Genomic DNA, 26,625 nt, shown 5'->3' with positions numbered 1-26,625 from the left:
TTTAAGTGTGAATGAGGGCATTGCTATAATTGGAGGCCGATCAAGTCCGCCGAACTGGGTATTAATGAAGCATCAATTTAAATCATTTGGCTTCAGTGAGAATATACTATGCAAATCCTGTTTTTTTTATCGACTGCAATTCCTTTTGCCCTGTTTTCATGCTTCGCCAATGCGGCATCGACTTCATCGGTGTCACATGATGTTGGGGATGTATATCAGCCGGGCCTTTCGGCCTCTACCAACCCTCAGCAAATGAGGGAGCGTTGGGGCGATTTCATGCATCTTGCTGGCAAATCATGGCTGCATAGGGCCGCCTTTACGAAAGATCACTACGCTTTGGACTTTCAGTGGGTTAAGCCGAATTCGGAAATGAGAATTGCTTTCGCTTGGTGTGACAAACCAGAATGCCTGACCGTATGGACGGTGCGCTACAACCAAGATAATAAGAGAATTGAATTCATTTCAAAATCTAACGAAACTGAGAAAATTGGCAAAGTTCAAGCCGACGGATCAATTAAAACAAGCTACAAAAGTTGGTGGTCCGGCAGTGAAACATGGAAGTACGATCCTTCTGGCAACACATTCACGCTCAACCGCGGGCTGAATTCTTTATATGAATACAAAGAGGTGAGCGATGCTGGCTTATTAAATACTGTCAAAACACTCATGATGGTGAGAGAGGCGACGAAAGATTCGCGAGCAATAATAATTAATGAGCCGAATGGAGTCGAAGGCCGTGATGGCTCGGTTTCGGTGAAGAAGCCAATTGCACCTGAGAAGATTCAGAAATCTGGCGTTGAGGCGGCTGGAAATTTATCCAATGGAAGCCCCTCTCCATCCAATCCTCCTTCAAGAAGAAGATATGCATCAAAGTTGAATTGGAGTGCACCAAGCTGCTCTGACGCCGGCTACGGCGGCCGTCCTGCAATACGCTGCGTGACGCGGGCTGACAGTGACACTGATTCAGCCAGGGTGACTATATGGGCAACAACCGACTTCTTCGCTACGCTGCAAATGACTACTAAGGCATTAGCGAGGCACGTTCAGATCCAAGGATTTCAAAAACAACTTACAGACCGATTTGAACTGAAGATAGATGGTCGCAGCGTTCGGAGCATCCCTCCTTCAGAGCTAATTTTTACCTCTATCGATTTGTCAGGCCGCAGTACGACGGTGGAGTTTCGATTATCAGAATCGGAATTTAAGGAGATGGCCTCGGGGGCGGAGTTGACCCTGGTGCTGGTTGGACAAGATGGCTCCCCAATCATTGCATCGCTGCCTCTGTCATCCGTTTTGGGTGATGCCGCAGCGAAGGGCCGCGCTCTGTATAGTCGTCTCTTTTCTTCCGGCAAGAATCCTCTGAAGCCTGACGTCGCGAGCTTAGAAATCTGGGGCCCACTTGGAGAGGCAGCAGATCGATCCCGTTACTGGACCCTCAGTGGTGATCGTGAAGTCCGGATGATCGACCTACAGTGGTTAAAGCCTGCCAAAGAGCTGCAGGTTCGCCTGGGTTGGTGCAATGCGGAAAGCTGCGGGCGGTATACATGGAAGGTGCTTGCACTGACTGGCGCGTTGGTCAATGGCAATTTTGACCAAGTTGTCCTGGCTCTTGTGGACGAGTATGGGAAGGTGCACAAACGGGTAGATCAACTCAAGCGGCACAACGGCGACTACATGGACAAAGAGCAAGTGTTTCTGACCTTCGACCCAGTGTTGGTGCGCGATTTCGAATATCGGCATGCTCAGTTCTCTAATTTCGCCACCATGAAAGACCCCTGCTGCATGATGCTCGACATCGATCCGCGCTACCGTCCCGCATCGGCGGACGCTGCGGAACGTCTGTTTGCAGATTACCAAGCAAGGTTAGAACGGGCTCGCCAGCAAAAGATACTGGAAGTGGAAGCCGAGCGTGAACGCATTACACGTCAAACCGATAGTCAAATGCCTAAATTGGACGAAAACGGACGTGTAGACCGCGGACCGGATGTTGTGCCAATGCCGGCACCTATGTCGTTCATGGAGTCACTCCAGCGCGATCTACTGGCCAGTCGCGCACGTGAAGCATCACAAGCCCGTTTTGTCGCGCAGTTGCAAGACCGAATGCGTGAGACCGCCAAACATTCGCGAGCCAAACCGACTGTCGAGTCTCATCCCGAAAGTAACTTTGAATCGATTATTGGCAACTCGAGAATGCGGCAGAGTGAGATGAGACCAGACCGCGAACTTCAATCTGATGGGCGGATACAGGCACCAGAGTCTTCGGCATCTATGAAGCCGATGAACAGCATCAAATCATCGGCATCTCAACGGGAGAGCGCTATGTTGCGAACAGTCGAGGCGATCATGGTTTGCACTCGCCCCAATCATTCTGGTCACTTCGAGTGCGACTCACCGGTTGACACGAATATAAAAGGAGGGCCCGGCACACTCACCCAGTGGGAAACCCCAGAGAAAATGGTTTCCAGTATGAGCGGAGGATGCCCGGCACCCCGTCGACTTCCATCCACCACTCACCTTGTTTGGGGGTGTGGATTTGCCGCGACCAATAATTCAAATAGCATGGATCGGAGTGCGGGTGTCGACGTAAGAGATCGGAAGTTCTACTATTGCCTTGAAAGGCAAACAGGCTGCCGACGGACAGAACCATGATTGCACTGAGAGGAAAAGTGATGCGACGATATTTTCATCTTGATGGATTGGTCAGGTTCACTGTACTGAGGTTTTTTTGGATTTTAATCGCATCAATCCATTGCGCCAAAGCGGAGGGTTATCTCTTTGTCGGCGTGCATCGGCCTCCACTAGATTCACCAAGAACATGCCCCAAGTTCTCGCTAAAGCTTGAAGCGTTTGATACAGAAAGTGAAGCCAGGGCGAGGAAAAAGGAATTCTTGGCGAATAGGGGCTATGTGGATGTACATGTTGATGTACTTAAGCCTGGAAAGGTCGGCCTAGTGTACGAATACATTAGTCGGGCTCCAGCGTTATTTGGCGATTGCAGCTTTAAAAAGTATTCAAGCATTTCGGGTTCAAGTGAGGCTGCTGCTAGAGAAAACTTAATCGCCCACGTTAATCAATATAGAATATATTTTGCAACCGATCCAGAGGTGGTTAGAGTATGGCCTCAAGAAGAGCACGCGGATGAGATATTGAAGAAGTATGATGGCGTGGAGGTTTTGTACATGTCATTAAAGTCAAAATCGGGAAGAGGGGGTGTTTTAGCTAAAATACGAAATACGCACCCCGATAAGTTGGCGCGCTTGACCTTTAGAGTCAATGGCAAGTTGCTGGATTCACCTGTTTATATTGATCCATTGGGGACGGCGACAGCATCTTTGGGGCATGATGTCGAGAATTTTGGTGCTGCACTCCAACTGCTTGAGGGGCGCGACCCGAATATGGAAAGAAATAATTTTATAAAATCATTGAAAGACATCGTTTATGACATGATTTTGATCAAACACGGAAAGATGGAGGTCGAAGATAAAAAGAGTGTAGCCATTGGGGTAAGGGGGTAAGTTAATCTAAGGCAAGTTGTCCTTGATCGAGGGGTAAGTCAATTTTTGCGGGGTGCAGCTCAAGTTTGGAGGTCGTTGATAATATACATTTATATATTTGGCACGCGATGCACGGACGCGAAACCAGACATGGCCGCGTAAGGTGTAAAAATAATACAGAATCTAACTAAGAGAGGGTCGCCAAGTGGAAATTGGTCGAAGAATTGAGATACGACAGATCAACATCGCCATGCATGCGCCGCATAGTCCCAAGGGATATGTGACGCTGTTTCAGGACGCATTTCACCTTCGGCGCATCGTTACGCGAGGAAAGGCCGATGGCTACCTACTCGGATCCCTATATAACGTGAAGAACGCGTTGGACAGCAATGAACTGCACGGGGAGATCTATCGCTTCACCCATATTGACCCAGACACCCCTTGGTTCAATACGCAGACCGGGAAACCTGCTGACGAACTCGATACTGAGAAAATTGTTCTACCAGAAAACCTCCAACCAAATCTCGAACGCTTCCCATTTGTATTTAGACCTAAAGAGCACCGATTTTGGTACGTCAGCAAGGATCGAAAATCAAGCCTAGGTCCAAGTGTCTCCGAAAGCTTTCTGCAGAAAATTTTCGACGAAGTCTCCTTGCGGAAAGGCCTGCCGCCCGTTGAAGTTACTGTCACCCCAGATAGGGCGGCAGTAGAGGAGGTGCTCAATATCCATCGAATCACTAGAATTATCTTCGAGTTCAAGCGACCCAACATTGATGATGCAGGTGAGATAGAGACTCGCATTATGGAGCGCATGGAAAGGCAGCGAATCAATAGAATCAATGAGGTAATGACCTCTACTGATCCTGATGGCATTGAGCCCGACGAACAATTGAAGGCTGAAGCGGAGGTGGCAGCTCACAATGGGCACGTCGAATCGTACGGCTACGATGCGGCAGGTTTGCCTGCTGCAGAATCAACAAAAAACAAGCCGGCCAAATACACGAGTCTTCTGAATGAGAGCATTGAGTCCATCTGGAATGTTTTGAATCGCATCAGCTCACCGGTCAAGGGACGCACACGCTAAATGTTCACACAGTACAAAGGTGTTGCAAGCATTTTCAAGGCGTACTGGACCACCTATGGAGGTCTGTCCGCCTTGCTGTGCTCCCCCTATCTGCACTTTGCTGTCTTGCTCTTGGCGCTCACGCCAAGAGCATGGACCGGTTGGGGGTGCGATGGTCTCGAGTGCACTCAATGGTGGGAGCAGTCCATCAGCGTACTACCCAACCTTTTGGGTTTTACGCTAGGCGGATTTGCCATTTTTATTGGCTTTGGGGACGAAAAATTTAGAGCCCTACTGGCTGAGGACGATGAGCACAGTAGTGTCAATGCTTATGTTGCACTGTGCTCAACATTTGTTCACTTCATCCTGATCCAAGCACTGGCATTGATTGTCGCTATCGTAGCGAAGTCTTGGTGGTTTTACACACCCCTGTTGGACTCGATTCGTAGTTGGCTGCCTTTTCTTAATGGAGTGGGTGGCGCTTTTGGATATGGCTTGTTTCTTTACGCTATAACTTCAGTACTCGCCGCCACGATGCATATCTTCAGAATTGCGAAGATGTATGCCCTTTTCCAAGCTCAAAGCCAAAAGGCCACTAACGTAAATGCGCCAGACGAACCAAAGTGACGCCTATCAGGTGAGTTGAGGTGCCCCTTGATGCACTGACCTCAACAAATCAGTGTTTGCTTTGGGTAGAAACTGTCACTCGTTGAGCAACGGCTTAATGGCTGCAGCTAGCCTGACACGTGCTTACCAGGAGTGGTAGTCCTGCAGCGTTTGCTGCTCTAGTCCTCATTTTTGTGTAATCACACGAATGAGCATCAAGCAGTCGCGGACCACGCTGACCTGACTCGGCGGAAACGGATTCCGCACGAGACGCTGCGGCATTGAGTAGTACGCGAGGCCGTTGCATCCTCAGTAGCGCCCGCCCTGGAAATGAAATGCCCTCTTCGGTCAGGTATGGATCATCGCTTCACATACTGGAGTGGTGGCACACACTGTAGGCGACGTAATGAATGCATCGCCGCTCGCGGGGGCCGCCTAGGCGGTCATCAAACAGGGTTTCGAGCCTTTCCAGCATTGCTGTTCTTCGCTCTCTCGAGCCAGAGCGGCCCAGGGTTGACCCCGTAGCTATCTCCGTTGCGCATTTGAACCATGAAGAACTTGCCATGCCAAATAATGCGGGATACTACCTGGTGTAAGGCTTGGGCCAACTTGTGTCTCCCCTTGACGTTGGTCTTGTCTGCGACGACTGTCGCCGCCGCCTTGGCAAGTTCTTTACCGAACTCTGCGCCCAGCAGTGGGGCAGCCTCCAGGGGTCCCCTGATCCGAGCAATTGCGGATTCGGTGTCAGACCGCTCCTTTTCAAGTGCCTTGAGCCGTCCTAAAAGTAACGGACTGTGCCCAGTCTCCTCCATGGCGTCGAGAAGTCGGGTCGCCCTAACCTCGATATCGGCAAGTCTGGCTTCATTTGCAGCCAACTCTTCGCGTGCCAGTTCGATCGACTTATCAGGGTTGAAGGTAGACTGGTTGTGTTGAGCGATCATTGAGAGAACCGGTCCAAGCAGCACAGCCTCGGATACGCCGGGACATTTCGAAGCGCCATTCTTGCGACCAAGGCAGTAGTAGCGAGGGTAGCCTCGTCCTGCGGGGGCCTTTCGATCCATTCGCTCTCCGCACTCGCAGAAAAACAATCCAGAGAAGACATCCGACCGTACCCCGTGGGTGCGCAGTGGGCCAGTTCGGACGCCCAATGCTGCTTGGACGCGAAACCACAGTTCATCTGAAATGACTCGTGGGAAGTAGTCGGTGACCGGGTCACCGTCGTTGGTCAACTGCCCAGCAACCATTCGCTTGGGTTGCCACTCGCCCAAAGTGCGACGGTCGCGGAGAAGGCGACTTACGCCCGTATGCTCCCACCGGCTCGCTGTGTTTTTTCGGACTCGCCACGGTAGGGGCCAGCCCTCTTGGTTTGCTGTGCGCGCGATAGAGATGCCACCTTGCCCAGCCGCAGCATGCTCGAAAACACGGACGACGACCTCCGCCTTTGACGTGTCGAGCTCCCAGCCTGATCGGTCGGCTTTGGGCGATGCCCAACCTGGGCCATGACCGGAGGACACAACGGCCATGCCTGAGGTGCGCTTCTTTTGAAATTGCTCGCTTACTCTGCGGGCCTTAGTCGAGCTTTCCTCGTGCGCTCTCGAGAACAGCAGCACCGAGAGCAGGAACGACGTCGAATCCTCGATTGTCTTTTCGTTCCATTCGTGACCGTCGATAAGCGAGATCACGCGAACACCGGCACGAACGATGGCTGTCAGCAGACCAACGGCCTCCGGGATGGCCGCACGACTCAGGCGGTCGAGGCTTTCGACAAGTAGGATCGAACCTGTCGGGATGCGTCCGGTTTCTGCCGCTCTCAAGAAGCCCGCGAGCGCTCCCCGTGAGGCGTTATCGCCGGAGTATGCTGACACTCCGAGGTCAGCGAGAGCCAAACTCTCGTCGAGTTCGTACCCCTTCTCCAGGCACCATCGGCGCGCCGATTCGGTCTGTCGTTGGAGACTATGCCCAGAAGCCTGTCGACCGGATGAAAATCGGCGATACGAGTAGACCTTGACTGCTGCGTTGGTGGCGTTTTCCATCACGCCATTTTGTAGGTTTTTTGAGCAATTGACTAGTCAATGCGCCAACCCACGTTCTTCGCACGCGCCTGGCCGCGGTTGCTCCACCATGTGTAGCACGCATCGGTGGTGTCAGGGTGCAGGTGCCGGTACACGTCCACCAGTCGCGTGCGGCCGGTCGGGTCCAGCAGCTTCGTCATCCAGGCGCGCTCCTCGGGCAGGAAGCCGCTGTTTTTCAGGTTGCCCTTCCAGTTCTTCAGGTCGGCTTCCTGGTGCGCGATGTTCACATCACCGATCAGGATGAATTCGCGATCCTCGCTCAGGCGCGCCAGGTGCGGCTCGATCATGTCGAGGAAGCGGAACTTGGCCTGCTGGCGCTCGTCGCTGCTGGAACCACTGGGGAAGTAGCAGCTGATCAGCGACAGCTTGCGCCCCGGCTTGTCAAAGCGCAGCTCCACATAGCGGCCCTCGGGGTCGAACTCACCACTCGGGTCGGCCTCACCCAGGCCAATGATCACATCCGAGGGCTCATGCTTGGTGTACATCCCGACTCCGGAATAGCCCTTCTTCTGCGCGTGATGAAAATGTCCATTCATACCGGCAAAGGCCTTCAGCGGTGCCGGCATGTCGTCGACATGCACCTTCAGTTCCTGCACACCCATACAATCGGCTGAAACACTTTCAGCCCAGGGCACCAGCCCTTTGGTTGCCGCCGAGCGGACGCCGTTGAGGTTGAGAGAGACCAGACGAAACACGAGACACCATTCATCATGAGCAACACCCCTGCCAACGACACACTCGCTCAGGACTTCGTGGCCTTTGCGGTGCAATCCCAGGTGCTGCGGTTTGGAGAGTTCAAGACCAAGGCCGGGCGCCTGTCGCCCTATTTCTTCAATGCCGGCTTGTTCGACGACGGCGCCAAACTGGGCCGCCTGGCTGAATTCTATGCACGTCGCCTGATCGAGTCCGGTTTGCAGTTCGACATGCTGTTCGGCCCGGCCTACAAAGGCATCACGCTGGCTGCTGCCGTGTCGATCGAGCTGGCCCGCCTGGGCCACAACAAGCCCTTCGCCTACAACCGCAAGGAAGCCAAGGACCACGGCGAAGGCGGCACCCTGGTGGGGGCGCCCGTACAGGGCCGCGTGCTCATCATCGACGACGTCATCTCGGCGGGCACCTCGGTGCGCGAGTCCATCGAACTGATCAAGGCGGCCGGTGCCACCCCCTGTGGCGTCACCATCGCGCTCGACCGCCAGGAAAAGGCCACCGCGAACGGCCAGGATGCGGCCGAGAGCGCCGTCCAGCAGGTCGAGCAGCATTACGGCCTGCCGGTCGTGGCCATCGCCACCCTGGGCGACCTGCTGCGCTACCTCGAAACCCAGTCCGATCCGGCCCTGACGGCGTTTCACCCTGCGGTGCTCGCCTACCGTCAACGGTACGGCGTTTGACACGTTCTATGATGGAGAAGGTGGTGCCGTGTCGCCGCCATTGCCGGAGTTGCCCATGCTGAAGTGCCCCTCGATTGCCACCTGTTCCCCACGCCGTTCGATCATCGGGTCGATGCTGGCGCTGGCCGGGTTGGTGGTGTGGGCCGGCGGCATCGGCGGTGCGCACGCCCAGACGGCATCGCGCACCGGGGCCATCTATACCTGCACCGACGGCACTGGCAAGCGGCTGACCTCCGATCGCCTGATCTCCGAGTGCCTGGACCGCGAACAGCGCGTGCTCAACCGCGATGGCTCCTTGCGCAGCGTGATTCCGCCGCGCATGAGCGCCGAAGAGCGCGCTGCGGCCGAAGCGCGCAAGCGTGAGAAGGCGCTGGCCGAGGCCGCGCAAAAGGATGCGATCCGCCGCGACCGCAACCTCTTGATGCGCTACCCGGACGAGGCCGCGCACAACAAGGCGCGCCAGGCGGTGATGGACGACTTGCACAAGGGCATCGCCCTGTCTGACAAACGCCTGCAGGAGCTGCGCGCCGAGCGGCAGCCGCTCGATGCCGAAACCGAGTTCTACAAGGGCAAGCGCCTGCCGGGCAAGCTGCACAGCCAGATCCAGGCCAACGACGCGCAGCAGCAGGCCCAGCAAGACATCATCCAGCAGCAGCGTGCCGAGATGGTGCGCCTCAACGGCCTGTACGACGCCGAGCTGTCGCGGCTGCGCAAGATGTGGGCCGGCGCAGCACCCGGGACCGTGGCCCCGAGCGCCCCGAACGGCGTCAGCCGGCCAGCTTCTTCTTCAGCAGCTCATTGACGGCGGCCGGGTTGGCCTTGCCCTTGGTGGCCTTCATGGCCTGACCGACGAGGGCGTTGAAGGCCTTCTCCTTGCCAGCGCGGAACTCTTCGACCGACTTGGCGTTGGCCGCCAGGATGTCGTCGAGGATCTTCTCCAGCTCGCCGGTGTCGCTCATCTGCTTGAGCCCCTTGGCCTCGATCACGGCGTCCACGCGGACCTGATCGTCGCCAGCGCCTTCACCGCTCCACAGCGCCTCGAACACCTGACGGGCGCCACTGTTCGAGATGGTGCCGTCGGCGATGCGCGTGATCATCGCGGCCAGCAGCGTGGCGCTGATCGGCGAGGCTTCGATGGTTTGCTCGGCCGCGTTCAGGCGGCGTGAGACCTCGCCCATCAGCCAGTTCGACACCAGCTTGGGTTGCTGGCACGCCTGGGCGGCCGTTTCGAAGAAAGCGGCAAACGCCTTCGACTGCGTCATCATCGTCGCGTCGTACTCGGGCAGGCCGTAGCCGCTCACGAAGCGCTCCGCCATCACGCGCGGCAGCTCGGGCATGCGGCCCTTCACGCGCTCGATCCACTCGGGTGCGATCACCAGCGGCGGCAGGTCGGGGTCCGGGAAGTAGCGGTAATCGTGCGCGTCTTCCTTGGTGCGCATCGCCCGTGTCTCGCCCGTGTCCGGGTTGAACAAGATGGTGGCCTGCTCGATGGCGCGGCCGTCTTCCAGCTCGTCGATCTGCCAGTTGATCTCGTAGTCCGCCGCCTGCACGATGTGCTTGAAGCTGTTGAGGTTCTTGATCTCGCGGCGCGTGCCCAGCGGTGCGCCGGGCTTGCGCACCGAGACGTTGACGTCGCAGCGGAAGGAGCCTTCCTGCATGTTGCCGTCGCAGATGCCCAGCCACACCACCAGGGTGTGCAGCGCGCGCGCGTACTCGGCTGCTTCCTTGCTGGAGCGGATGTCCGGCTCGGTCACGATCTCCAGCAGCGGGGTGCCGGCGCGGTTCAGGTCGATGCCCGACGACTTTTCGCCGTTGAAGCCGCTGAAATCGTCGTGCAGCGACTTGCCGGCATCTTCTTCCAGGTGGGCGCGCACCAGGCGCACCGTGAAGGGCTGGTCGTCCACGAAGAAGCTCACCGAGCCGCCTTGCACGACGGGGATCTCGTACTGGCTGATCTGGTAGCCCTTGGGCAGGTCGGGGTAGAAGTAGTTCTTGCGCGCGAAGATCGAGCGCGGGGCCACGTGGGCACCCACGGCCAGACCGAACTCGATGGCGCGCTCCACGGCGCCTTCGTTCATCACCGGCAGGGTCCCAGGCAGGGCCAGGTCCACCGGGCACGATTGCGTGTTGGGCGCGGCGCCAAACTGGGTGGACGCGCCCGAGAAGATCTTCGACGCGGTGGACAGTTGCACGTGGGTTTCCAGGCCGATGACGACCTCGTAGCCACGGATCAGGGGGGAACTCATGGTGTGTGTCTCGTCTCGGTGGATCAAGCCAGGGCCGCCGGGGCGCGCTGGTGCCAGTCGGTGGCCTGCTGGAAGGCGTGCGCCGTGTGCAGCAACTGCGCCTCTTGCCAGTAGTTGCCGATCAGCTGCAGGCCCACGGGCAGACCGTGTTCACCAAAGCCGCAGGGCACGCTCATGCCCGGCAGGCCGGCCAGCGAGGCGGGCAGGGTGAAGATGTCGGCCAGGTACTCCTGCACTGGGTCGGTCGAGGAGCCGATCGGGCGCGCCACCGTGGGCGAGACCGGGCCGGCGATCACGTCGCAGGCCTGGAAAGCCGCCTGGAAGTCGTCGGCGATCATGCGGCGCAGCTTTTGTGCCTGCAGGTAGTAGGCGTCGTAATAGCCGTGCGACAGCACATAGGTGCCGATCATGATGCGGCGCTTGACCTCGGCGCCGAAGCCTTCGGCGCGCGTTTTGCGGTACATGTCGTTCAGATCGCCGTACTTGGCCGCACGATGGCCGAACTTGACGCCGTCATAGCGGCTCAGGTTGGACGAGGCCTCGGCCGGCGCGATGATGTAGTACACCGGGATCGACAGCTCGGTGCGCGGCAGGCTGATGTCCACCAGCGTGGCGCCCAGGCTTTCCAGTTGCGCCAGTGCGGCGCGGTTGGCGGCCAGCACGTCGGCGCTGACACCTTCGCCAAAGAATTCCTTGGGGACGCCCACGCGCAAGCCGGTCAAAGGCTTGTCGGCGGTGGCGCCGGCACGCGGCGTCGTCAGCGCGGCCACGAAGTCGGGCACGGGCTGCTGGGCGCTGGTGGCATCGCGCTCGTCAAAGCCGCTCATCGTCTGCAGCAGCAGGGCGCAGTCTTCGGCGGTGCGGGCCATCGGGCCGGCCTGGTCCAGCGACGAGGCAAACGCGATCATGCCGAAGCGCGAGCAGCGGCCATAGGTCGGCTTGATGCCGGTGATGCCGGTGAGCGCCGCCGGTTGACGGATCGAGCCGCCGGTGTCGGTGCCGGTGGTCGCGGCCACCAGGCGGGCGGCCACGGCCACGGCCGAGGCGCCGGACGAGCCGCCCGGAATGCGGTTGGTGTCCCAGGGGTTGCGGGCCACGCCATAGGCGGAGTTCTCGTTGGCGCCACCCATGGCGAACTCGTCGCAGTTGAGCTTGCCCACCGAGACCACGCCCGCGGCCTTCAGCTTGGCCACCACGGTGGCGTCAAACGGGCTCTGGTAGCCCCGCAGCATCTTCGAGGCGGCCGTGGTCGGCTGGCCTTGCGTGACGAAGATGTCCTTGTGGGCAATCGGCACGCCATCGAGCGCGCCCAGGGGCTGGCCGGCGGCGCGGCGAGCGTCCGCAGCCGCCGCGGCGGCCAAAGCCCCCTCGGTGTCGACATGCAGGAAGGCGCCCAGTGTGGTGTGGGTCGCGATGCGGTCCAGCACATGCTGCGTCAGTGCGACGGAGGTGGTCTGGCCCGAGGCCAGGGCCTGGCTCTGCTGGGCCAGGGTCAGATCATGCAGCGCACTCATTCGATCACCTTGGGCACCAGGAACAGGCCGCCATCCTGGGCGGGGGCGTTGGCCATGTTGGCCTCACGGTTGTTGGGTTCGGTGACGGCGTCCGCGCGCAGGCGCAGGGTCACGTCTTCGATCGCGGACAGCGGGGTGTACAGCGGCTCGACGCCCGAGGTGTCGACCGCACGCATTTTCTCGACGATGTCGAAAAACTCGTTGAGCTGGGTCAGCATCGCAGCCTGTTCGTCGTCGCTCAGTTCAAGGCGGGCGAGTTGGGCAATGCGGCTGACGTCTTGAGAGGTCAGGGCCATGGTTTTTCCAGGGGTAACAGACGGTTGCACTGCCCGTGAAAGGGCAGGCCATGGAGTATTATCTTAGGTTATCCACAAACCACATTTGTCCAGGGTTGGTCAAGGTGGTTTGACGGGATGTTCGCCAGATTTTCGGACAGGTGATCGGGTGTGTTGCGAACCTTGCACAGGTCGCCACCGGGTTGCCCGTCTCATCCATCAGCGGGCCACCGCAAACCGTCCGAGCTGCCTCGTGCGTGAGTCATCCGCAGGAGGGTCGGGCTGTATGCGTGAGGCCCTATCGGAGTTCACCGCATGTACGGTATGTTTCGCAAGTATTTTTCCACCGACCTGGCCATCGACCTGGGCACGGCCAACACGCTGATTTACGTGCGTGACAAGGGCATCGTCCTGGACGAGCCGTCGGTCGTCTCGATCCGCCACGAAGGTGGCCCCAACGGCAAGAAGACCATCCAGGCCGTCGGCGCCGAGGCCAAGGCCATGCTGGGCAAGGTGCCCGGCAACATCGAGGCCATCCGCCCGATGAAGGACGGCGTGATCGCCGACTTCACCGTCACCGAGCAGATGCTCAAGCAGTTCATCAAGATGGTGCACCCGCGCTCGGTCTTGAAGCCCAGCCCGCGCATCATCATCTGCGTGCCCTGCGGCTCCACCCAGGTCGAGCGTCGCGCCATCCGTGAGTCGGCGCTGGGCGCCGGCGCCTCCGAGGTCTACCTGATCGAAGAGCCCATGGCCGCGGCCATCGGTGCCGGCCTGCCGGTCTCCGAAGCGTCGGGCTCCATGGTCGTCGACATCGGCGGCGGCACCACCGAAGTGGGCGTCATTTCGCTGGGCGGCATGGTCTACAAGGGCAGCGTGCGCGTCGGCGGCGACCGTTTCGACGAGCACATCATCAGCTACATCCGCCGCAACTACGGCATGCTGATTGGCGAGCCCACCGCCGAAGCCATCAAGAAGCACATTGGCAGCGCCTTCCCCGGCTCCGAAGTCAAGGAGATGGAAGTCAAGGGCCGCAACCTGTCCGAAGGCGTGCCGCGCAGCTTCACCATCTCGTCCAACGAGATCCTCGAAGCCCTGACCGATCCGCTCAACCAGATCGTCTCGGCCGTCAAGAACGCGCTGGAGCAGACCCCGCCCGAGCTGGGCGCCGACATCGCCGAGCGCGGCATGATGCTGACCGGTGGCGGCGCGCTGCTGCGTGACCTCGACCGCCTGCTGGCCGAGGAAACCGGCCTGCCGGTGCACGTGGCCGAAGACCCGCTGACCTGCGTGGTGCGTGGTTGCGGCCTGGCGCTCGAGCGCATGGACCGCCTGGGCAGCATCTTCACCTCCGAGTAACCCCTCACCCTGTTGTACGGACCTGCGGGTCCGTTTGCTTTCATGCCGCTGGCCACGCTGGATCGCACCCCGCCTGCTTTTTTCAAGCAGGGTCCTTCGGCCTTCACACGTCTGCTGTTTTTCTCGGCCCTGGCCATCTTGCTGATGGTGGCGGATGCCCGCTGGAAGATGACGCAGCCTCTGAGGGCCGCGGCCGCCACGCTGCTGCAGCCGGTGCAAAGCGTGTTGTTGGCACCGGTGCGGGCCTGGGAGATGGCAGGGCATTACGTCGCCGGGGTCGAAGAGGCGCGCGCGCTGCAGGCCCGCGCCCAGCAGCAACTGGCCACGCAGGCTGAACGGGTGACCCGCATGGTCCAACTGGAGCGTGAGAACAGCCGCCTGCGCGAGCTGCTGGCGCTGCGCCCCCGTATCGAGGTGGGCACCCTGGCCGCCGAGGTGCTCTACGACGCGCCTGATCCCTACACCCGCAAGGTCGTGATCGACCAGGGCAGCCGCCACGGCGTGAGCCTGGGCGCCCCGGTGATCGACGAGCGCGGGGTGGTGGGGCAGGTCACGCGGGTCTATCCGGTCACCGCCGAGGTGACCCTGGTCACCGACAAGGACGCGGCCGTGCCCGTGGTCAATGTGCGCACCCAGCACCGTGGCGTGGCCTATGGCCTGCCCCAGACCGCCGGCATGGAGTTGCGTTTCATGGCCGGCAACGCCGATGTGCAGGCCGGCGATGAGCTCCAGACCTCCGGGCTCGATGGCATCTACCCGGCCGGCGTGCCGGTGGCCAAGGTGGTGAGCGTCGACCGCCGGGCCGATTCGGCCTTTGCCCGCATCGTCCTGAGTCCGCTGGCCCAGCCCGACAGTTCCCGCCATGTGTTGCTGCTGCAGCCCACGTCGGCGAGCCTGCCGCCGCGCCCCGAGGCCCAGGCCGCCGATGCCGCCGCCGAGGCGGTCAGCGTTTCCAGGAGTCAGCCATGATGCCCCGCGGCAGCACCTTGCTGCTCCCGGTCAACCCGGTCTTCATCTGGTTCTCCTTGATGGTGGCCTTCTTGCTCAATCTGCTGCCCTGGGGGCGTTGGGCCGGCATGCCCGACCTGCTGGCCGTGGTCCTGGTGTTCTGGAACGTGCACCAGCCCCGGCGCGTGGGCGTGGGGGCGGCCTTCGTGTCCGGCCTGTTCATGGACGTGCACCAGGGTGCCTTGCTGGGTCAGCACGCGCTGGCCTACACGCTGCTGAGCTTTTTTGCCATCACGGTGCACCGCCGTCTGCTGTGGTTCACGGTGCCTTCGCAGGCCGCGCAGATCCTGCCGCTGTTTGCGGCCGCGCACGCCGTGTCCCTGCTGGTGCGCTTGATGGCGGGCGCGGCCTTCCCCGGCTGGACGCTGTTCATCGCGCCGGTGCTGGAGTCGGCCTTGTGGCCGCTGGCGTCCATCGCGCTGCTGGCGCCGCAACGGCGTGCGCCCGACCGTGACAAGAACCGTCCGCTGTGACCGGTCTGGCCCGAGCTGAGCGCGCATGACCGAACTCAAGAACATCGATGCCGAGCTGAGTCTGTTTCGCGGCCGTCTGTGGGCGGCGGCGGCCTTCGTGCTGTGCTGCTTCGGCCTGCTGGTCTACCGCCTCACGGTGCTGCAGATCGAGCGCCACGATGACCTGGCCAGTCGTGCCGAGAACAACCGCATCGCCGTGGTGCCGGTGGTGCCCAACCGCGGTCTCATCGTGGACCGCAATGGCGTGGTGCTGGCCAACAACTACTCGGCCTACACGCTCGAGATCACCCCGTCCCAGGTCGACGACGTCGAAGCGACCATTGATGCCCTGGCCGAGATTGTCGAGATCCAGCCGCGCGACCGGCGCCGCTTCAAGCGCCTGCGCGAGGAGTCCAAGCGCTTCGAGTCCATCCCGATCCGCACCCGCCTGAGCGACGAGGAGGTGGCGCGCTTCACCGCCCAGCGCTTCCGCTTTCCCGGCGTCGACATCCAGGCCCGCCTGTTTCGCCACTACCCCTATGGCGAGCTGGCCAGCCATGCGCTGGGCTACATCGGCCGCATCAACCAGCGCGAGGCCGAGGCCATGCTTGACTGGCCCGATGAAGAGCAGGCCAACTACCGCGGCACCGAGCGCATCGGCAAGCTGGGCATCGAGCAGAGCTACGAGCGTGAGCTGCACGGCATCACCGGCTTTGAAGAGGTGGAGACCAGTGCCGGCGGCCGGGCCGTGCGGCTGCTGCGCTCTCACCCCGCCACGCCGGGCAACACCGTGCACCTGGCCATCGACATCAAGCTGCAGGGCCTGATCGAGCGCCTGTTCGGCAGTCGCCGTGGCGCCCTGGTGGCGATCGACCCACGCAACGGGGAAGTGCTGGCCTTTGTGTCCAAGCCGACCTTTGACCCCAATCTGTTCGTCGATGGCATCGACACCGAAAGCTGGAAGGCGCTCAACGAGTCGCCCGACAAGCCGCTGCTGAACCGGGCCCTGCGCGGCACCTACCCGCCGGGGTCGACGTACAAGCCCTTCATGGCGCTGGCGGCGCTGCACACCGGCAAGCGCGCGGCCAACACCGTGATCATGGACAACGGCGTGTTCGTGTTCGGCGGCAACCGCTTCCGCAGCCCGGCCGGCGAGAAGGGCGGGCCGATGAACATGCGCCGCGCCATCGTCGAGTCCAGCAACGTCTACTTCTACTCGCTGGCCAACGAGATGGGCGTCGACCTGATCCATCAGGAGATGTCGGCGTTGGGCTTTGGTCGGCTCACCGGCATCGACCTGCGTGGTGAGGTGACGGGCATCCTGCCCTCGACCGACTGGAAGCGCAAGGCCTATCGCCGCCCTGAGCAAAAGCGCTGGTACGCCGGCGAGACCATCTCCCTGGGCATTGGTCAGGGCTACAACACCTTCACCATGCTGCAGGTGGCCACGGCCCTGTCGACCGTGGTGAGCGACGGGCAGCGCTTCGAGCCGCGCCTGGTGCGCCAGATCGAGAACGTCGTGACCCGCGAGCGCCGCGTCCCTGAGCGTGAGCCCCAGTCCCCCCTGGTCTTTCAGCCGGGGCACACGGCTCTGATCCGTGAAGCCATGTATGGGGTGACCCAGGAGGGCACGTCGACCCGGGTGTTCGCGGGGGCGGGCTACACCAGCGGAGGCAAGACCGGGACGGCGCAGGCCGTGGGCTTGCGCCAGAACGAGAAGTACGTGGCCTCGCGGGTGGAAGAGTCGCGCCGCGACCATTCGCTTTACGAGGCCTTCGCGCCCGTGGAGAACCCGCGCGTGGCGTTGGCCATCATCGTGGAGAACGCCGGCTTTGGCTCGGCTGCGGCGGCGCCCATCGCCCGCCGTGTGCTCGACTACCTGCTGCTGGGCATCTATCCGAGCGAGGAAGACATCCTCGCAGTGCAGCAGGGGCGGGCCGCCGCACCGATCGGGCAGTCCCGTCCGGCTGCCGAAGTGCCGCTGCCGCCGCGTCGCAATGCCTTTGACGTCGAAGAGGAGGCGGCCCTGCCGGCGGACGCGGTTCCCGCGGTGGCGATCGCCCCTGTGGCGCCCTCGTCGCAGCCAGGACGCGCGTCGCAGCCGCTGGTGCCCCCTTCGGCGCCGTCTCAACCCGAGCCGCCACGGCCCGCGGCCCCCGCGCCATCGAGCGCGGCGCCCGCGGCCCCCGCTGCTTCACGGGAGCAACCATGAACGTCGCCTTTGCCAAACCGTCGTGGTGGCAGCGCCTGGCCCCCATCTTCCAGGGCTTTGACCTGCCCTTCTTGGGCATCATCGTGTTCATGTGCCTGCTGGGGCTGGTCAACATGTATTCGGTGGGCTTTGACCACGGCACCCGTTTCATCGAGCACGGGCGCAACATGCTGTTGGGCGCGATGATCCTGTTCGTGGTGGCGCAGGTGCCGCCGCAGCGGCTCATGGCCCTGGCCGTGCCGCTCTACACCGTGGGGGTGGTGTTGCTGGTGGCGACCGCGCTGTTCGGCATCACCAAGAAAGGGGCCACGCGCTGGCTCAACATCGGCATCGTCATCCAGCCGTCTGAGCTGCTCAAGATCGCCACGCCCTTGATGCTGGCCTGGTGGTTCCAGCGCCGCGAGGGGCAGTTGCGTGGGCTGGACTATGCTGCCGCGGGCGCCTTGCTGATGCTGCCGGTGGGCCTGGTGCTCAAGCAGCCCGATCTGGGCACCTCGCTGCTCGTGCTGTCCGGTGGCTTGTACGTCATCTTCTTTGCCGGCCTGAGCTGGCGCCTGATCCTGCCCGTGCTGATCGCCGGTGTGGTGGGCATCAGCCTCATCGTGGGCTACCAGGACACCCTGTGCGAGCCCGAGCACGACTGGGTGGTGCTGCACGGCTATCAGAAGCAGCGGGTGTGCACCCTGCTGAACCCGACCGCCGACCCGCTGGGCAAGGGCTTTCACATCATCCAGGGCATGATCGCGATCGGCTCGGGCGGCATCACCGGCAAGGGCTTCATGCAGGGCACGCAGACCCACCTGGAGTTCATCCCCGAGCGCACCACCGACTTCGCTTTCGCTGGTTACGCCGAGGAACATGGCCTGGTTGGTGCCTTGGTGCTGATGGGGGGCTTCCTGGCCTTGATTTTCCGGGGGCTCTACATCGCCTCGCAGGCGCCCACGCTGTTCTCGCGCCTGCTGGCCGGCAGCCTGTCACTGAGCTTCTTCACCTACGCCTTCGTCAACCTGGGCATGGTCAGCGGCATCCTGCCGGTGGTGGGTGTGCCCTTGCCCTTCATCAGCTATGGCGGCACGGCCATGGTCACGCTGGGGCTGGCGCTGGGCCTGTTGTTGTCGATCTCGCGCAGCCGCGGCCTGATGCAGCGTTGAGCCAGGGTGGCGGCATCGCTGATGCAACGCAAGCCGGCACAGGTCGAGCGGGGTTAACATTCACCGCCATGAACACGCCCACGTCTGCTTCGCCCATCCGCCACGACGGGATGGACCGCCTGATCATGTCCTTCGACACGGCCTTGCGCACGGTGTTCGCCGAGCACCAGGCGGCGCGCCCCTGTCCGCAGGCGGCGCAGCCCGATGGCGAGCTGAGCGCCGAAGACAAGCGGCTGTCGGCCGCCCTGATGCGCGTGAACCATGTGGGCGAGGTCTGTGCGCAGGCGCTCTACGCGTCGCAGGCCTGGGGCACCAACGATCCGATGCTCAAAGCCCAGTTCGATGAAGCCGCCCGCGAAGAAACCGACCACCTGGCCTGGACCGAGCAGCGTCTGAAGCAGCTGGGCAGCCGCACCAGCTTGCTCAACCCCCTGTGGTACGCCGGCGCCTTTGGCATCGGCCTGCTGGCCGCCAAGGCCGGCGACAAGATCAGCCTGGGTTTCGTGGTGGAAACCGAGCGACAGGTGGAGCATCACCTCAACAGCCACATGGACCGTCTGCCAGCGGGCGACCAGTCCTCCCGTGCGATCGTGGCGCAGATGCGCGATGACGAGGTGCAGCATGCGGATGCCGCCGAACGCGCTGGCGGCGTGCCCTTGCCCAAGCCGGTTCAAGGCCTGATGCGCCTGGCCGCCAAGGTCATGACGACGGTGTCGCACCGTATCTGAGGCGGGCAGGGCGTTCGGGCCGGATCAGGTCCGGTCAGGCTGCGACGATCTCGAAGCTGGTCGTGATCTCGGCGGTCTTGCCGATCATGATCGAGGCCGAGCAGTACTTTTCGTGCGACATCTGGATGGCGCGGGCCACGGCAGTTTCTGTCAGGTTCACGCCCGTCACCACAAAGTGCATGTTGATCTTGGTGAAGACCTTGGGGTCGGTGTCGGCGCGCTCGGCGGTGAGCTTGACCTGGCAGCCGCGCACATCGTGGCGGCCACGCTTGAGGATCAGCACCACGTCATAGGCCGTGCAGCCGCCCGTGCCAGCCAGCACGGTTTCCATCGGGCGCGGCGCCAGATTGCGGCCACCGCCCTCCGGGGCGCCGTCCATGTTGATGATGTGGCCGCTGCCGGTTTCCGCCATGAAGGCCATGCCGGAGGCCGGTTGCCAGTTGATCGTGCATTCCATTGAAATCCGTCCTTTGCGATGCAGCCCGGTTTGATCGTGCTGCGTTCTGACACGCTATTGCGTGACTATGTCACGCCAGATACAATATGTTGCAGCAGCGTGGAACTTTTCGAAACGAGAAGGCTCACACCACTGCTTGTTTCTTTTGTCTCTCCACTTTACCGTTCAAACGGATTCCGAACCCGAGATTGCGATCTCGGGTTTTTTTTGTCCGTTTGCTGCCACGTGCACCACGACCATGAAAAGTCAGTGAGTGCTCACTGATTGTCAAAGGCCCGTGCTGCGGCCTGCGAAGCCTTGGCCTTGGCGGCCATCTCCTCGCGCAGGCGCTTGAGTTTTTCGCGCGGGTCTTCCTTCGGTCCGCCGCCTTCGTCCAGCTTCATCTCGGCAATGAAGCGGCTGGGCGTGGCCTGCACATACTCGCGGCCTTTCTTGCGGCGCTTGAGCACGCTCACCCCCAGCGTCAATCTCGCGCGGGTGATGCCCACGTACATCAGGCGGCGCTCTTCCTCCACCTGCTGCGGCGTGATGTCGCCTTCCTCGCGCGAGAAGGGCAGGGAGCCTTCGTTGACCCCGGCCAGCACCACGTGCGGCCACTCCAGCCCCTTGGAGGCGTGCAGCGTCGACAGCGTCACCACGTTCTGCTCGGCGTTGCGTTCGGCCAGGCTGGTGATCAGCGAGATCAGCTGGGCAATCTCCAGCACGCTCTTCTTTTCGGCCTCGACCGAGATGCCGCCATCGTTCTCGATCTGGCCACCGCAGCGCTTGGCCACCCAGTCGATGAAGTCGAGCACATTGGTCCAGCGCGCGGCGGCCACCTTCTCGTTTTCTTCGTTGTCGTAGAGGTGCTGCTCGTAGCCGATGTCCTTGAGCCACTCCAGCAGCAGCGCCTTGGCCTCTTCGCTGCCGTAGGCGTGGCGGGCGCGGTACTCCAGGTCGTTCACATAGCGCCCGAACTCGTGCAGGCCGTCCAGCGCCCGCTTGTTGAGCGCCGCGTGCAGCGAGTCGGAAAACAGCGCCTCGAACAGGCTGACCTTCCACTTGCCGGCAAACTCGCCCAGGGTGCCCAGGGTCTGGTGGCCGATGCCACGCTTCGGGGTGGTCACCGCGCGCAAAAACGCCGGGTCGTCGTCGTTGTTGAGCAGCAGGCGCAGCCAGGCGCACAGGTCCTTGATCTCGGCCTTGTCGAAAAAGCTCTGTCCGCCCGACACCTTGTAGGGGATGTTGGCCTTGCGCAGCGCCTGCTCGAAGGGGCGGGCCTGGTGGTTGGCACGGTAGAGGATGGCGAAGTTCGACCAGTCCGTCTTGCCCGGATCGCCCGGGTGACGCTCGAGCAGGCCGCTGCGCAGCAGCTGAAAGTGCGCCACAGCGCGCTCGGCCTCGTGCTCCTCGTTGTCGCACATCATCAGCTTGACGGGCTCACCCTCGCCCAGGTCCGACCACAGCGTCTTCTGGAACAGCTTAGGGTTGGTGGCGATGACGTGGTTGGCCGCGCGCAAGATGGCCGAGGTGGAGCGGTAGTTCTGCTCCAGCGGGATGACCTTGAGGTTGGGGTAGTCCTGCGGCAGGCGCTTGAGGTTGTCCAGCGTGGCGCCACGCCAGCCGTAGATGGACTGGTCGTCGTCGCCCACGGCGGTGAAGATGCCATCCGGCCCCAGCAGCAGCTTGAGCAGCTCGTACTGCGTGGCGTTGGTGTCCTGGTATTCGTCGATCAGCACATGGCGCAGCTGGCGCTGCCACTTGGCGCGCACGTGTTCGTGTTCGGCCAGCAGCTTCATCGGCAGGCCGATCAGGTCGTCGAAGTCCACGGCCTGGTAGGCCAGCAGGCGCTCTTCGTACAGCTTCATCACCCGCGCGGCCACCTGCTCGTCATCGTCTTGCGCCTGGGCCAGCGCCTGGGCGCTGTTGAGGCCCATGTTCTTCCACAGGCTGATCGTCCACTGCCAGCTGCGCGCCAGCTTGGCGTCGGTGGTGCCGCCGGCATCGCGCAGGATGCTGGTCACGTCGTCGCTGTCCATGATCGAAAACGCCGGCTTGAGGCCCAAGGCCTCCCCGTCTTCGCGCAGCAGCTTGACCCCCAGCGAGTGGAAGGTGCACACCAGCAGCTTGCCCGCCGCCCGCGGCCCGATCAGGCCCTTGACCCGCTCGCGCATTTCCGCCGCGGCCTTGTTGGTGAAAGTGATGGCACCAATTTCGGCGGGCTTGAGGTCGGCGCCCGGGCCCGGTTGCAGCAGGCGCGCGATCTTGTGCGTGATCACGCGCGTCTTGCCCGAGCCGGCGCCCGCCAGCACCAGACAGGGGCTGTCGAGGTGCTGCACGGCGGCCATCTGGGCCGGGTTCATGGTGGGTGCGGCGGAATCGGCGGGGGAGGACATCGGGGCGGGCGGGGCAGTCGAACGGGCGGGCAGGGGTGCAAGGATAGTGCACGGCGCGCTGTCGGGTTTGTCGCGGGATGTTCCATTGGGCGGCAGGTAGGCGCCCCCCGATCAAGGGTTTCAAGGGTGAACCCGTGACACAGCTCGGTTGCGCTTGCTTACCATCGCTTGACGTAGGGATCCCTTGGCGTCACCGGCTGTTCTGGTGATGCGGCATATTTTTGAAGGAGCGCACATGAACCAACTTTGCCGACAGACCATGGTGGCTGCCGCGTTGGCTGTGCTCGGTTCGGTGTCGTCATCGGCCTGGGCCGACAGTTACACCATCGACTTCAAGACTTTCTTCAACACCGCCACGGCCGACAACCCCATCGACACCAAGACGCTGAACTTCAGCGTGGCCCGCTTGACCATCAGCGACCTGGATGGTGGCAATGGCGTGCAACTGTCGCTGAAGCAGAACAGCCACTCGTTTGAGAGCGTGGCCAACGCCGGCAATTTTGTCGATGCGCTGTGGCTCAAGGGCCCCTCAGGCACGCTGAACAGTCTGTCTGGCCCGGCCTTGGCGGACGGTGCGGGCTATCGTGCCACGCCCTTCATCAAGGAAGCGGGCTATGCCTACACCTGGAACGTGGACTTCAGCGGAGACGCCTTTGCCGAGGGGCAGACTGCCGTTTTGACGCTGACTGGTGCCGGTTTGAGTGCCAGCGCCTTGGCCAGCATTGCCGCGCAGACCCCCATCCTGCTCACGCTGGGCAATGTCGGGGGCAGCTACGGTTTGACCTCCATGGGCAATGCGGTGAACTTTGTCGGCAGCGCGCCGGCGCTGGTCACGGCGGTGCCCGAGCCGGCCACCTACGCCCTGATGGGCCTGGGGCTGGTCGGCCTGGTGTGCGCCCGTCGCCGCCACGCGGGCTGAGGCTGGGGCGCTCGCCCAGCGTCATCGCGCTGACCTACACAAACCCGCCGCGGCGGGTTTTTTTTGTGCGTGCAGCACGCCACCCTGGGCTTCAGCCCTGCTGGTCGATGAAGGCCTGGACCAGGTCGGTGAAGGCCCAGGGTTGCTCCACGGCGCTCAGGTGGGCACAACCGGGCAGGGTCACACATTCCGCATGGGGCATCGCCGCGGCCATGGCCTGCATGCCGGCCGGCGGGGTGCTGGCGTCCTCGCTGCCGGCCAGCAGCAGGGTGGGGATGCGGATCTGGCCCAGGCGGGCGCTCAGGTCGGCGTCGCCCAAGGCCGCGGCGCAGGCGGTGTAGCCCTCGGGGTCGGTGGCCAGCAGCAGGCGCTGGTGGCGCTGCACGGCGGCGGTCTGGCTGGCGCGGAAAGCTTCACTGAAGAAGCGCGCCATCGTGCCCTCGGCCACGGCCTCCAGTCCCTCTTGTTCCACGGTCTGGATGCGTTGCTGCAAGGCGGCGCGGCCGGCCGCGTCGTAACCACTGGTGGTGTTGGCCAGCACCAGGGCCTTGAGCTTGCCGGGGTGGCGCAGCGCCAGGGCCTGGCCGATCAAGCCACCCATCGACAGGCCCACCCAGATCACCGGCTCGCCACCGGCCACCTCGTCGATCAGGCGGGCGGCGTCATCGGCCAGGTCGTCCAGGCTCAGGGCGCCCGTGGGCAGGGCCGAGCGACCGTGTCCGCGCGTGTCCGGGCAGATCACGCGGCAGGTGGCGGCCAGCTCGTTGGCCACCAGGTCCCACATGGCGCTGTCCTGGCCGAGGGCATGGCTGAGGATCACGGTGTGGCGTGGCGTGTCGCTGCGGGCATCGCGCACCGTGGCGTGCAACTTCGGGCGGCTGCGCGTGAACACCGAGCGGCCCACACCGGGGTGCCAGGACTGGTCGGCCGGGTGGGGCGGGGGCTCGATGCCCAGCTCGCGCATGATGCCCAATGCTTTCGAGAAGCCCGTGTTGGCCGCCGGCACGCCGGCATAGATCGCGATCTGGAACAGGGCTTCGCGCACCTCGGCCGGGGTCAGGGTGTGGGCGTTGCCGGGGGTGAGTGAGCCGCGCATGTGGATCTCGAACTCGTCCCAGCGGCCCAGGGCGCAGGTCACGGCCATGACCAGCACGCGGCGGGTCTTCCAGTCCAGACCGGGGCGGCCCCACACGCCATGCCAGGCGTAGTCGGTGATGAAGTGCTGGAAGCCGGCGTTGAAGGCATTGGCTTTGGCCACGGACTTGTCCACCCAGGCATCGCCCAGGGCGGCGCGGCGGTTGCGCATGCCGCGCTCGAAAGGATGATCGAATGGGTGGTCGACGAGGCGGTCCGTTGGCTCTGACATGGCGTGGTTTCCCGAAAGATCGATGACGGCAACATTGTGCCGCCTGAGGCTGGGTCGCTCGCTGGCCGTCGAGGCATGTGACGCCCAGATCGGTTATCGTGCGAACCATGCAACGTTCCCGCACTCACATCCTGGCCTGGGGGGGCGCGCTGTGCGTGGCCGCCTTGCTGGCGGGGTGCGCCAGTGGCCCCGAGACGCGCACGGCCACGCCCAGCCAGCGCGACGGGGCGCCCGCCCAGGCGCCTGCCGACCTGGCTTCGCTGCCCGACCCGGTGCCGCGCATCGAGCCGATCCGCAAGGGCGGTCCGAACAAGCCCTACGCGGTGCTGGGCCAGTCGTACGAGCCGATCGCCGAAGACGTGCCGTGGCGCGAGCAGGGTGTGGCCTCCTGGTATGGCACGAAATTCCATGGCCGCCGCACCGCCAGTGGCGAGCTGTTCAGCATGTATGGCCTGACGGCCGCCCACCGCACCTTGCCTATCCCCAGTTATGCGCGGGTGCGCCATGTGAAAACCGGCAAGTCCGTCATCGTGCGCATCAACGACCGCGGCCCCTTCCATGCGTCGCGGGTGATCGACCTCAGCTATGCGGCGGCCGTCAAGCTGGGCATGGCCTCGGCTGGCAATGCCCAGGTCGAGGTCACGCGCCTGACCTTCGATGACATCCGCCGCGGCGTGTGGGGCAGCGAGTCTTCGTCGGCCGACGAAGCTGCGGCAGGGAGCGCGACAGCCGAGGTCGCCGCGGTGCCGGCGCCAGCGGCCCTCGTGTCCGAGCGGGTGAGTGCCGCGTCGGTGCCGTCTTCGCCCCCGCCTTCACGTGCCCACACGCCGGCGCAGCGGGGCTTTTATGTGCAGCTGGCTGCCATGCGCCAACGCGAGGGGGTGGATCGCTTGCAGCAGCGTGTTTCCAGCGAGCTGGCCGACCTGTTGCCCATGCTGGCGGTGTTCCACGAGGCCTCGCTGTACAAGCTGAAGGTGGGGCCGTATGCCACCCGTCAGGACGCGGTCGTGGCCGCGGCGCAGGCCCGCGAAGCCCTGCAACTGAGCCCGATGGTGGTGGAGCGCCGCTGAGCCTGCATGCCGTATCTGGCCCTGTTGTTCAATGCCTTCGTGTGGGGGCTGTCGTGGTGGCCTTTGCGCCATCTGCAAGCCCAGGGGCTGCATCCCCTGTGGGCGACGCTGTTGTTTTTCCTGCTCGGCGGGCTGCTGATCGGCATGTCGCGGCCGCAGGCCTGGGCCACGGTGCGCCGCACGCCGGCCCTGTGGGCGCTGGCGCTGGCCTCGGGCGCGACCAATGCCGCTTTCAACTGGGGCGTGAGCACCGGCGAAGTGGTGCGCGTGGTGCTGCTGTTCTACCTCATGCCGCTGTGGGCCGTGGGCCTGGCCTGGTGGCTGCTGGGTGAGCGCATCACCCGTATGGCGCTGGTGCGCGTGGGCTTGGCCCTGGGCGGGGCCTTGCTGGTGCTGCGACCGGCCGAGGGCGGCTGGCCCGCTTTCCATGGGCTCGCAGACTGGTTGGGTCTGCTGGGGGGCGTCGGTTTTGCCATCACCAATGTCGTGCTGCGGCGTCAGGCTGCGCAAGCACCCTCGGCACGCGCCTTGGCGATGTTCCTGGGCGGCATCACCTTGCCGGCGGCGCTGGGGGCGGTGCTGGCTTCACAGGGCGTGATCCCGCCCTGGCCTCCCTTGCAAGTGATCTGGCTGCTGCCGGCCTTGGCCCTCGGAACGCTGTTCTTCGTCGGCAACCTGGCGCTGCAGTACGGTGCCTCGCGCCTGCCCGTGCACATCACGTCGGTGGTCATGCTCACCGAGGTGATGTTCGCGGCCGGCTCGGCCGTGTGGCTGGGCGGTGAGGTTCTGCGTCCCACCGTGCTGGCCGGCGGGGCCTTGATCCTGCTCGCCGCCTTGATGGCCAGCCGCGACAAGGCCTGAGGGCCTGAC

The 26,625-nt window shown here is 62.8% G+C and carries 22 protein-coding genes and 1 pseudogene; 15 read left to right on the top strand and 8 right to left on the bottom strand.

The genetic code is table 11. The features are described from left to right. Positions 1-108 precede the first annotated feature (108 nt). From RBT42_RS11985 to RBT42_RS11970, 4 genes are all read left to right on the top strand, one after another. Positions 109-2,649, top strand: coding sequence for a hypothetical protein (locus RBT42_RS11985; RefSeq protein ID WP_320365396.1), 2,541 nt, complete (start codon positions 109-111; stop codon positions 2,647-2,649). Next, on the top strand, positions 2,646-3,515 hold the full coding sequence (locus RBT42_RS11980) for a hypothetical protein (RefSeq protein ID WP_320365394.1): 870 nt from the start codon (positions 2,646-2,648) through the stop codon (positions 3,513-3,515). Before RBT42_RS11985 ends, RBT42_RS11980 begins: the two co-directional genes overlap by 4 nt. A gap of 184 nt (positions 3,516-3,699) precedes the next feature. Continuing rightward, the gene (locus tag RBT42_RS11975; RefSeq protein ID WP_320365392.1) at positions 3,700-4,578 is read left to right on the top strand and encodes a DUF4747 family protein; all 879 of its coding nucleotides are present in this window, start codon (positions 3,700-3,702) and stop codon (positions 4,576-4,578) included. Beyond that, the gene (locus tag RBT42_RS11970; protein ID WP_320365389.1) at positions 4,579-5,184 is read left to right on the top strand and encodes a hypothetical protein; all 606 of its coding nucleotides are present in this window, start codon (positions 4,579-4,581) and stop codon (positions 5,182-5,184) included. It abuts the gene before it with no gap. Positions 5,185-5,609: 425 nt separating this feature from the next. Here the strand turns inward: RBT42_RS11970 and RBT42_RS11965 are convergent, their stop codons facing one another. Both RBT42_RS11965 and RBT42_RS11960 read right to left on the bottom strand, forming a co-directional pair. Then, positions 5,610-7,196 (bottom strand): recombinase family protein, encoded by a 1,587-nt coding sequence (locus RBT42_RS11965; protein WP_320365387.1) that lies wholly within the window; start codon positions 7,194-7,196, stop codon positions 5,610-5,612. Positions 7,197-7,231: 35 nt separating this feature from the next. Then, positions 7,232-7,930 (bottom strand): annotated as a pseudogene (locus tag RBT42_RS11960) (exodeoxyribonuclease III); the annotation flags it as partial. A gap of 15 nt (positions 7,931-7,945) precedes the next feature. On the opposite strand from RBT42_RS11960, the gene pyrE reads away from it, so the two are divergent. Next, a complete protein-coding gene (gene pyrE / locus RBT42_RS11955) occupies positions 7,946-8,623 on the top strand; it encodes an orotate phosphoribosyltransferase (protein ID WP_320365385.1) in 678 nt (225 codons plus the stop codon). A 55-nt stretch (positions 8,624-8,678) separates the two neighbouring features. Beyond that, positions 8,679-9,425, top strand: a complete 747-nt coding sequence (locus tag RBT42_RS11950) for a hypothetical protein (RefSeq protein WP_320365382.1) — start codon at positions 8,679-8,681, stop codon at positions 9,423-9,425. Here RBT42_RS11950 and gatB read toward each other — a convergent pair. From gatB to gatC, 3 genes are read right to left on the bottom strand one after another with little or no spacing between them, the layout of a single operon-like run. Next, entirely contained in the window at positions 9,391-10,869 is a 1,479-nt protein-coding gene (gatB, locus tag RBT42_RS11945; RefSeq protein WP_320365380.1) for an Asp-tRNA(Asn)/Glu-tRNA(Gln) amidotransferase subunit GatB, read from the bottom strand. The two genes, RBT42_RS11950 and gatB, sit on opposite strands and share 35 nt — an antisense overlap. 23 nt (positions 10,870-10,892) lie before the next feature. Next, positions 10,893-12,383: an Asp-tRNA(Asn)/Glu-tRNA(Gln) amidotransferase subunit GatA gene (gatA, locus tag RBT42_RS11940; RefSeq protein WP_320365378.1), complete on the bottom strand. Its 1,491-nt coding sequence runs from the start codon at positions 12,381-12,383 to the stop codon at positions 10,893-10,895. Next, a complete protein-coding gene (gene gatC / locus RBT42_RS11935; RefSeq protein WP_320365376.1) occupies positions 12,380-12,679 on the bottom strand; it encodes an Asp-tRNA(Asn)/Glu-tRNA(Gln) amidotransferase subunit GatC in 300 nt (99 codons plus the stop codon). Before gatC ends, gatA begins: the two co-directional genes overlap by 4 nt. Before the next feature lie 294 nt (positions 12,680-12,973). Between gatC and RBT42_RS11930 the strand changes: the two genes are divergently transcribed. The 6 genes from RBT42_RS11930 (at position 12,974) to coq7 (ending at position 19,568) form a co-directional block, all read left to right on the top strand. Then, complete coding sequence (locus RBT42_RS11930; protein WP_320365374.1) at positions 12,974-14,017, top strand: rod shape-determining protein; 1,044 nt, start codon at positions 12,974-12,976, stop codon at positions 14,015-14,017. 42 nt (positions 14,018-14,059) lie between these two features. Then, positions 14,060-14,986 (top strand): rod shape-determining protein MreC, encoded by a 927-nt coding sequence (gene mreC, locus RBT42_RS11925; RefSeq protein ID WP_320365372.1) that lies wholly within the window; start codon positions 14,060-14,062, stop codon positions 14,984-14,986. Continuing rightward, positions 14,983-15,498: a rod shape-determining protein MreD gene (gene mreD / locus RBT42_RS11920; RefSeq protein WP_320365369.1), complete on the top strand. Its 516-nt coding sequence runs from the start codon at positions 14,983-14,985 to the stop codon at positions 15,496-15,498. Before mreC ends, mreD begins: the two co-directional genes overlap by 4 nt. A 25-nt stretch (positions 15,499-15,523) precedes the next feature. Beyond that, on the top strand, positions 15,524-17,689 hold the full coding sequence (gene mrdA / locus RBT42_RS11915; RefSeq protein ID WP_320365367.1) for a penicillin-binding protein 2: 2,166 nt from the start codon (positions 15,524-15,526) through the stop codon (positions 17,687-17,689). Next, positions 17,686-18,840, top strand: a complete 1,155-nt coding sequence (gene rodA / locus RBT42_RS11910) for a rod shape-determining protein RodA (protein ID WP_320365365.1) — start codon at positions 17,686-17,688, stop codon at positions 18,838-18,840. The genes mrdA and rodA overlap by 4 nt, the downstream gene beginning before the upstream one ends. Before the next feature lie 68 nt (positions 18,841-18,908). Next, positions 18,909-19,568 (top strand): 2-polyprenyl-3-methyl-6-methoxy-1,4-benzoquinone monooxygenase, encoded by a 660-nt coding sequence (gene coq7, locus RBT42_RS11905; RefSeq protein WP_320365363.1) that lies wholly within the window; start codon positions 18,909-18,911, stop codon positions 19,566-19,568. A gap of 34 nt (positions 19,569-19,602) precedes the next feature. Here coq7 and RBT42_RS11900 read toward each other — a convergent pair whose 3' ends face one another. Together RBT42_RS11900 and RBT42_RS11895 are read right to left on the bottom strand one after the other, a co-directional pair. After that, positions 19,603-20,025 carry an OsmC family protein gene (locus RBT42_RS11900; protein WP_320365361.1) on the bottom strand — a complete coding sequence of 141 codons (423 nt, stop codon included), beginning with the start codon at positions 20,023-20,025 and terminating at the stop codon, positions 19,603-19,605. A gap of 257 nt (positions 20,026-20,282) precedes the next feature. Further along, positions 20,283-22,400: an ATP-dependent helicase gene (locus tag RBT42_RS11895; protein ID WP_320365359.1), complete on the bottom strand. Its 2,118-nt coding sequence runs from the start codon at positions 22,398-22,400 to the stop codon at positions 20,283-20,285. A gap of 235 nt (positions 22,401-22,635) precedes the next feature. On the opposite strand from RBT42_RS11895, the gene RBT42_RS11890 reads away from it, so the two are divergent. Further along, positions 22,636-23,319, top strand: a complete 684-nt coding sequence (locus RBT42_RS11890; RefSeq protein WP_320365357.1) for a PEP-CTERM sorting domain-containing protein — start codon at positions 22,636-22,638, stop codon at positions 23,317-23,319. A gap of 91 nt (positions 23,320-23,410) precedes the next feature. On the opposite strand, the gene RBT42_RS11885 is transcribed toward RBT42_RS11890, so the two are convergent. Beyond that, the gene (locus RBT42_RS11885) at positions 23,411-24,685 is read right to left on the bottom strand and encodes an alpha/beta fold hydrolase (RefSeq protein WP_320365355.1); all 1,275 of its coding nucleotides are present in this window, start codon (positions 24,683-24,685) and stop codon (positions 23,411-23,413) included. Between the two features lie 107 nt (positions 24,686-24,792). Between RBT42_RS11885 and RBT42_RS11880 the strand changes: the two genes are divergently transcribed. Next, a complete protein-coding gene (locus RBT42_RS11880; RefSeq protein WP_320365353.1) occupies positions 24,793-25,755 on the top strand; it encodes a septal ring lytic transglycosylase RlpA family protein in 963 nt (320 codons plus the stop codon). A 6-nt stretch (positions 25,756-25,761) separates the two neighbouring features. Then, positions 25,762-26,616: a DMT family transporter gene (locus tag RBT42_RS11875; RefSeq protein WP_320365351.1), complete on the top strand. Its 855-nt coding sequence runs from the start codon at positions 25,762-25,764 to the stop codon at positions 26,614-26,616. Positions 26,617-26,625 lie beyond the last annotated feature (9 nt).

The sequence above is a fragment of the Aquabacterium sp. genome (assembly GCF_034003525.1).
GTDB lineage: Bacteria > Pseudomonadota > Gammaproteobacteria > Burkholderiales > Burkholderiaceae_C > Aquabacterium.
This window is presented reverse-complemented; position numbering and strand designations above follow the sequence as displayed.

Excerpts from the sequence above, each read along its gene's own strand:
- RBT42_RS11985 (WP_320365396.1), top strand. The coding sequence starts at position 109 with ATGCAAATCCTGTTTTTTTTATCGACTGCAATTCCTTTTGCCCTGTTT.
- RBT42_RS11980 (WP_320365394.1), top strand. The coding sequence starts at position 2,646 with ATGATTGCACTGAGAGGAAAAGTGATGCGACGATATTTTCATCTTGAT.
- RBT42_RS11970 (WP_320365389.1), top strand. The coding sequence starts at position 4,579 with ATGTTCACACAGTACAAAGGTGTTGCAAGCATTTTCAAGGCGTACTGG.
- RBT42_RS11965 (WP_320365387.1), bottom strand. The coding sequence starts at position 7,196 with ATGGAAAACGCCACCAACGCAGCAGTCAAGGTCTACTCGTATCGCCGA.
- pyrE (WP_320365385.1), top strand. The coding sequence starts at position 7,946 with ATGAGCAACACCCCTGCCAACGACACACTCGCTCAGGACTTCGTGGCC.
- RBT42_RS11950 (WP_320365382.1), top strand. The coding sequence starts at position 8,679 with ATGCTGAAGTGCCCCTCGATTGCCACCTGTTCCCCACGCCGTTCGATC.
- gatB (WP_320365380.1), bottom strand. The coding sequence starts at position 10,869 with ATGAGTTCCCCCCTGATCCGTGGCTACGAGGTCGTCATCGGCCTGGAA.
- gatA (WP_320365378.1), bottom strand. The coding sequence starts at position 12,383 with ATGAGTGCGCTGCATGATCTGACCCTGGCCCAGCAGAGCCAGGCCCTG.
- gatC (WP_320365376.1), bottom strand. The coding sequence starts at position 12,679 with ATGGCCCTGACCTCTCAAGACGTCAGCCGCATTGCCCAACTCGCCCGC.
- RBT42_RS11930 (WP_320365374.1), top strand. The coding sequence starts at position 12,974 with ATGTACGGTATGTTTCGCAAGTATTTTTCCACCGACCTGGCCATCGAC.
- mreC (WP_320365372.1), top strand. The coding sequence starts at position 14,060 with ATGCCGCTGGCCACGCTGGATCGCACCCCGCCTGCTTTTTTCAAGCAG.
- mreD (WP_320365369.1), top strand. The coding sequence starts at position 14,983 with ATGATGCCCCGCGGCAGCACCTTGCTGCTCCCGGTCAACCCGGTCTTC.
- mrdA (WP_320365367.1), top strand. The coding sequence starts at position 15,524 with ATGACCGAACTCAAGAACATCGATGCCGAGCTGAGTCTGTTTCGCGGC.
- rodA (WP_320365365.1), top strand. The coding sequence starts at position 17,686 with ATGAACGTCGCCTTTGCCAAACCGTCGTGGTGGCAGCGCCTGGCCCCC.
- coq7 (WP_320365363.1), top strand. The coding sequence starts at position 18,909 with ATGAACACGCCCACGTCTGCTTCGCCCATCCGCCACGACGGGATGGAC.
- RBT42_RS11900 (WP_320365361.1), bottom strand. The coding sequence starts at position 20,025 with ATGGAATGCACGATCAACTGGCAACCGGCCTCCGGCATGGCCTTCATG.
- RBT42_RS11895 (WP_320365359.1), bottom strand. The coding sequence starts at position 22,400 with ATGTCCTCCCCCGCCGATTCCGCCGCACCCACCATGAACCCGGCCCAG.
- RBT42_RS11890 (WP_320365357.1), top strand. The coding sequence starts at position 22,636 with ATGAACCAACTTTGCCGACAGACCATGGTGGCTGCCGCGTTGGCTGTG.
- RBT42_RS11885 (WP_320365355.1), bottom strand. The coding sequence starts at position 24,685 with ATGTCAGAGCCAACGGACCGCCTCGTCGACCACCCATTCGATCATCCT.
- RBT42_RS11880 (WP_320365353.1), top strand. The coding sequence starts at position 24,793 with ATGCAACGTTCCCGCACTCACATCCTGGCCTGGGGGGGCGCGCTGTGC.
- RBT42_RS11875 (WP_320365351.1), top strand. The coding sequence starts at position 25,762 with ATGCCGTATCTGGCCCTGTTGTTCAATGCCTTCGTGTGGGGGCTGTCG.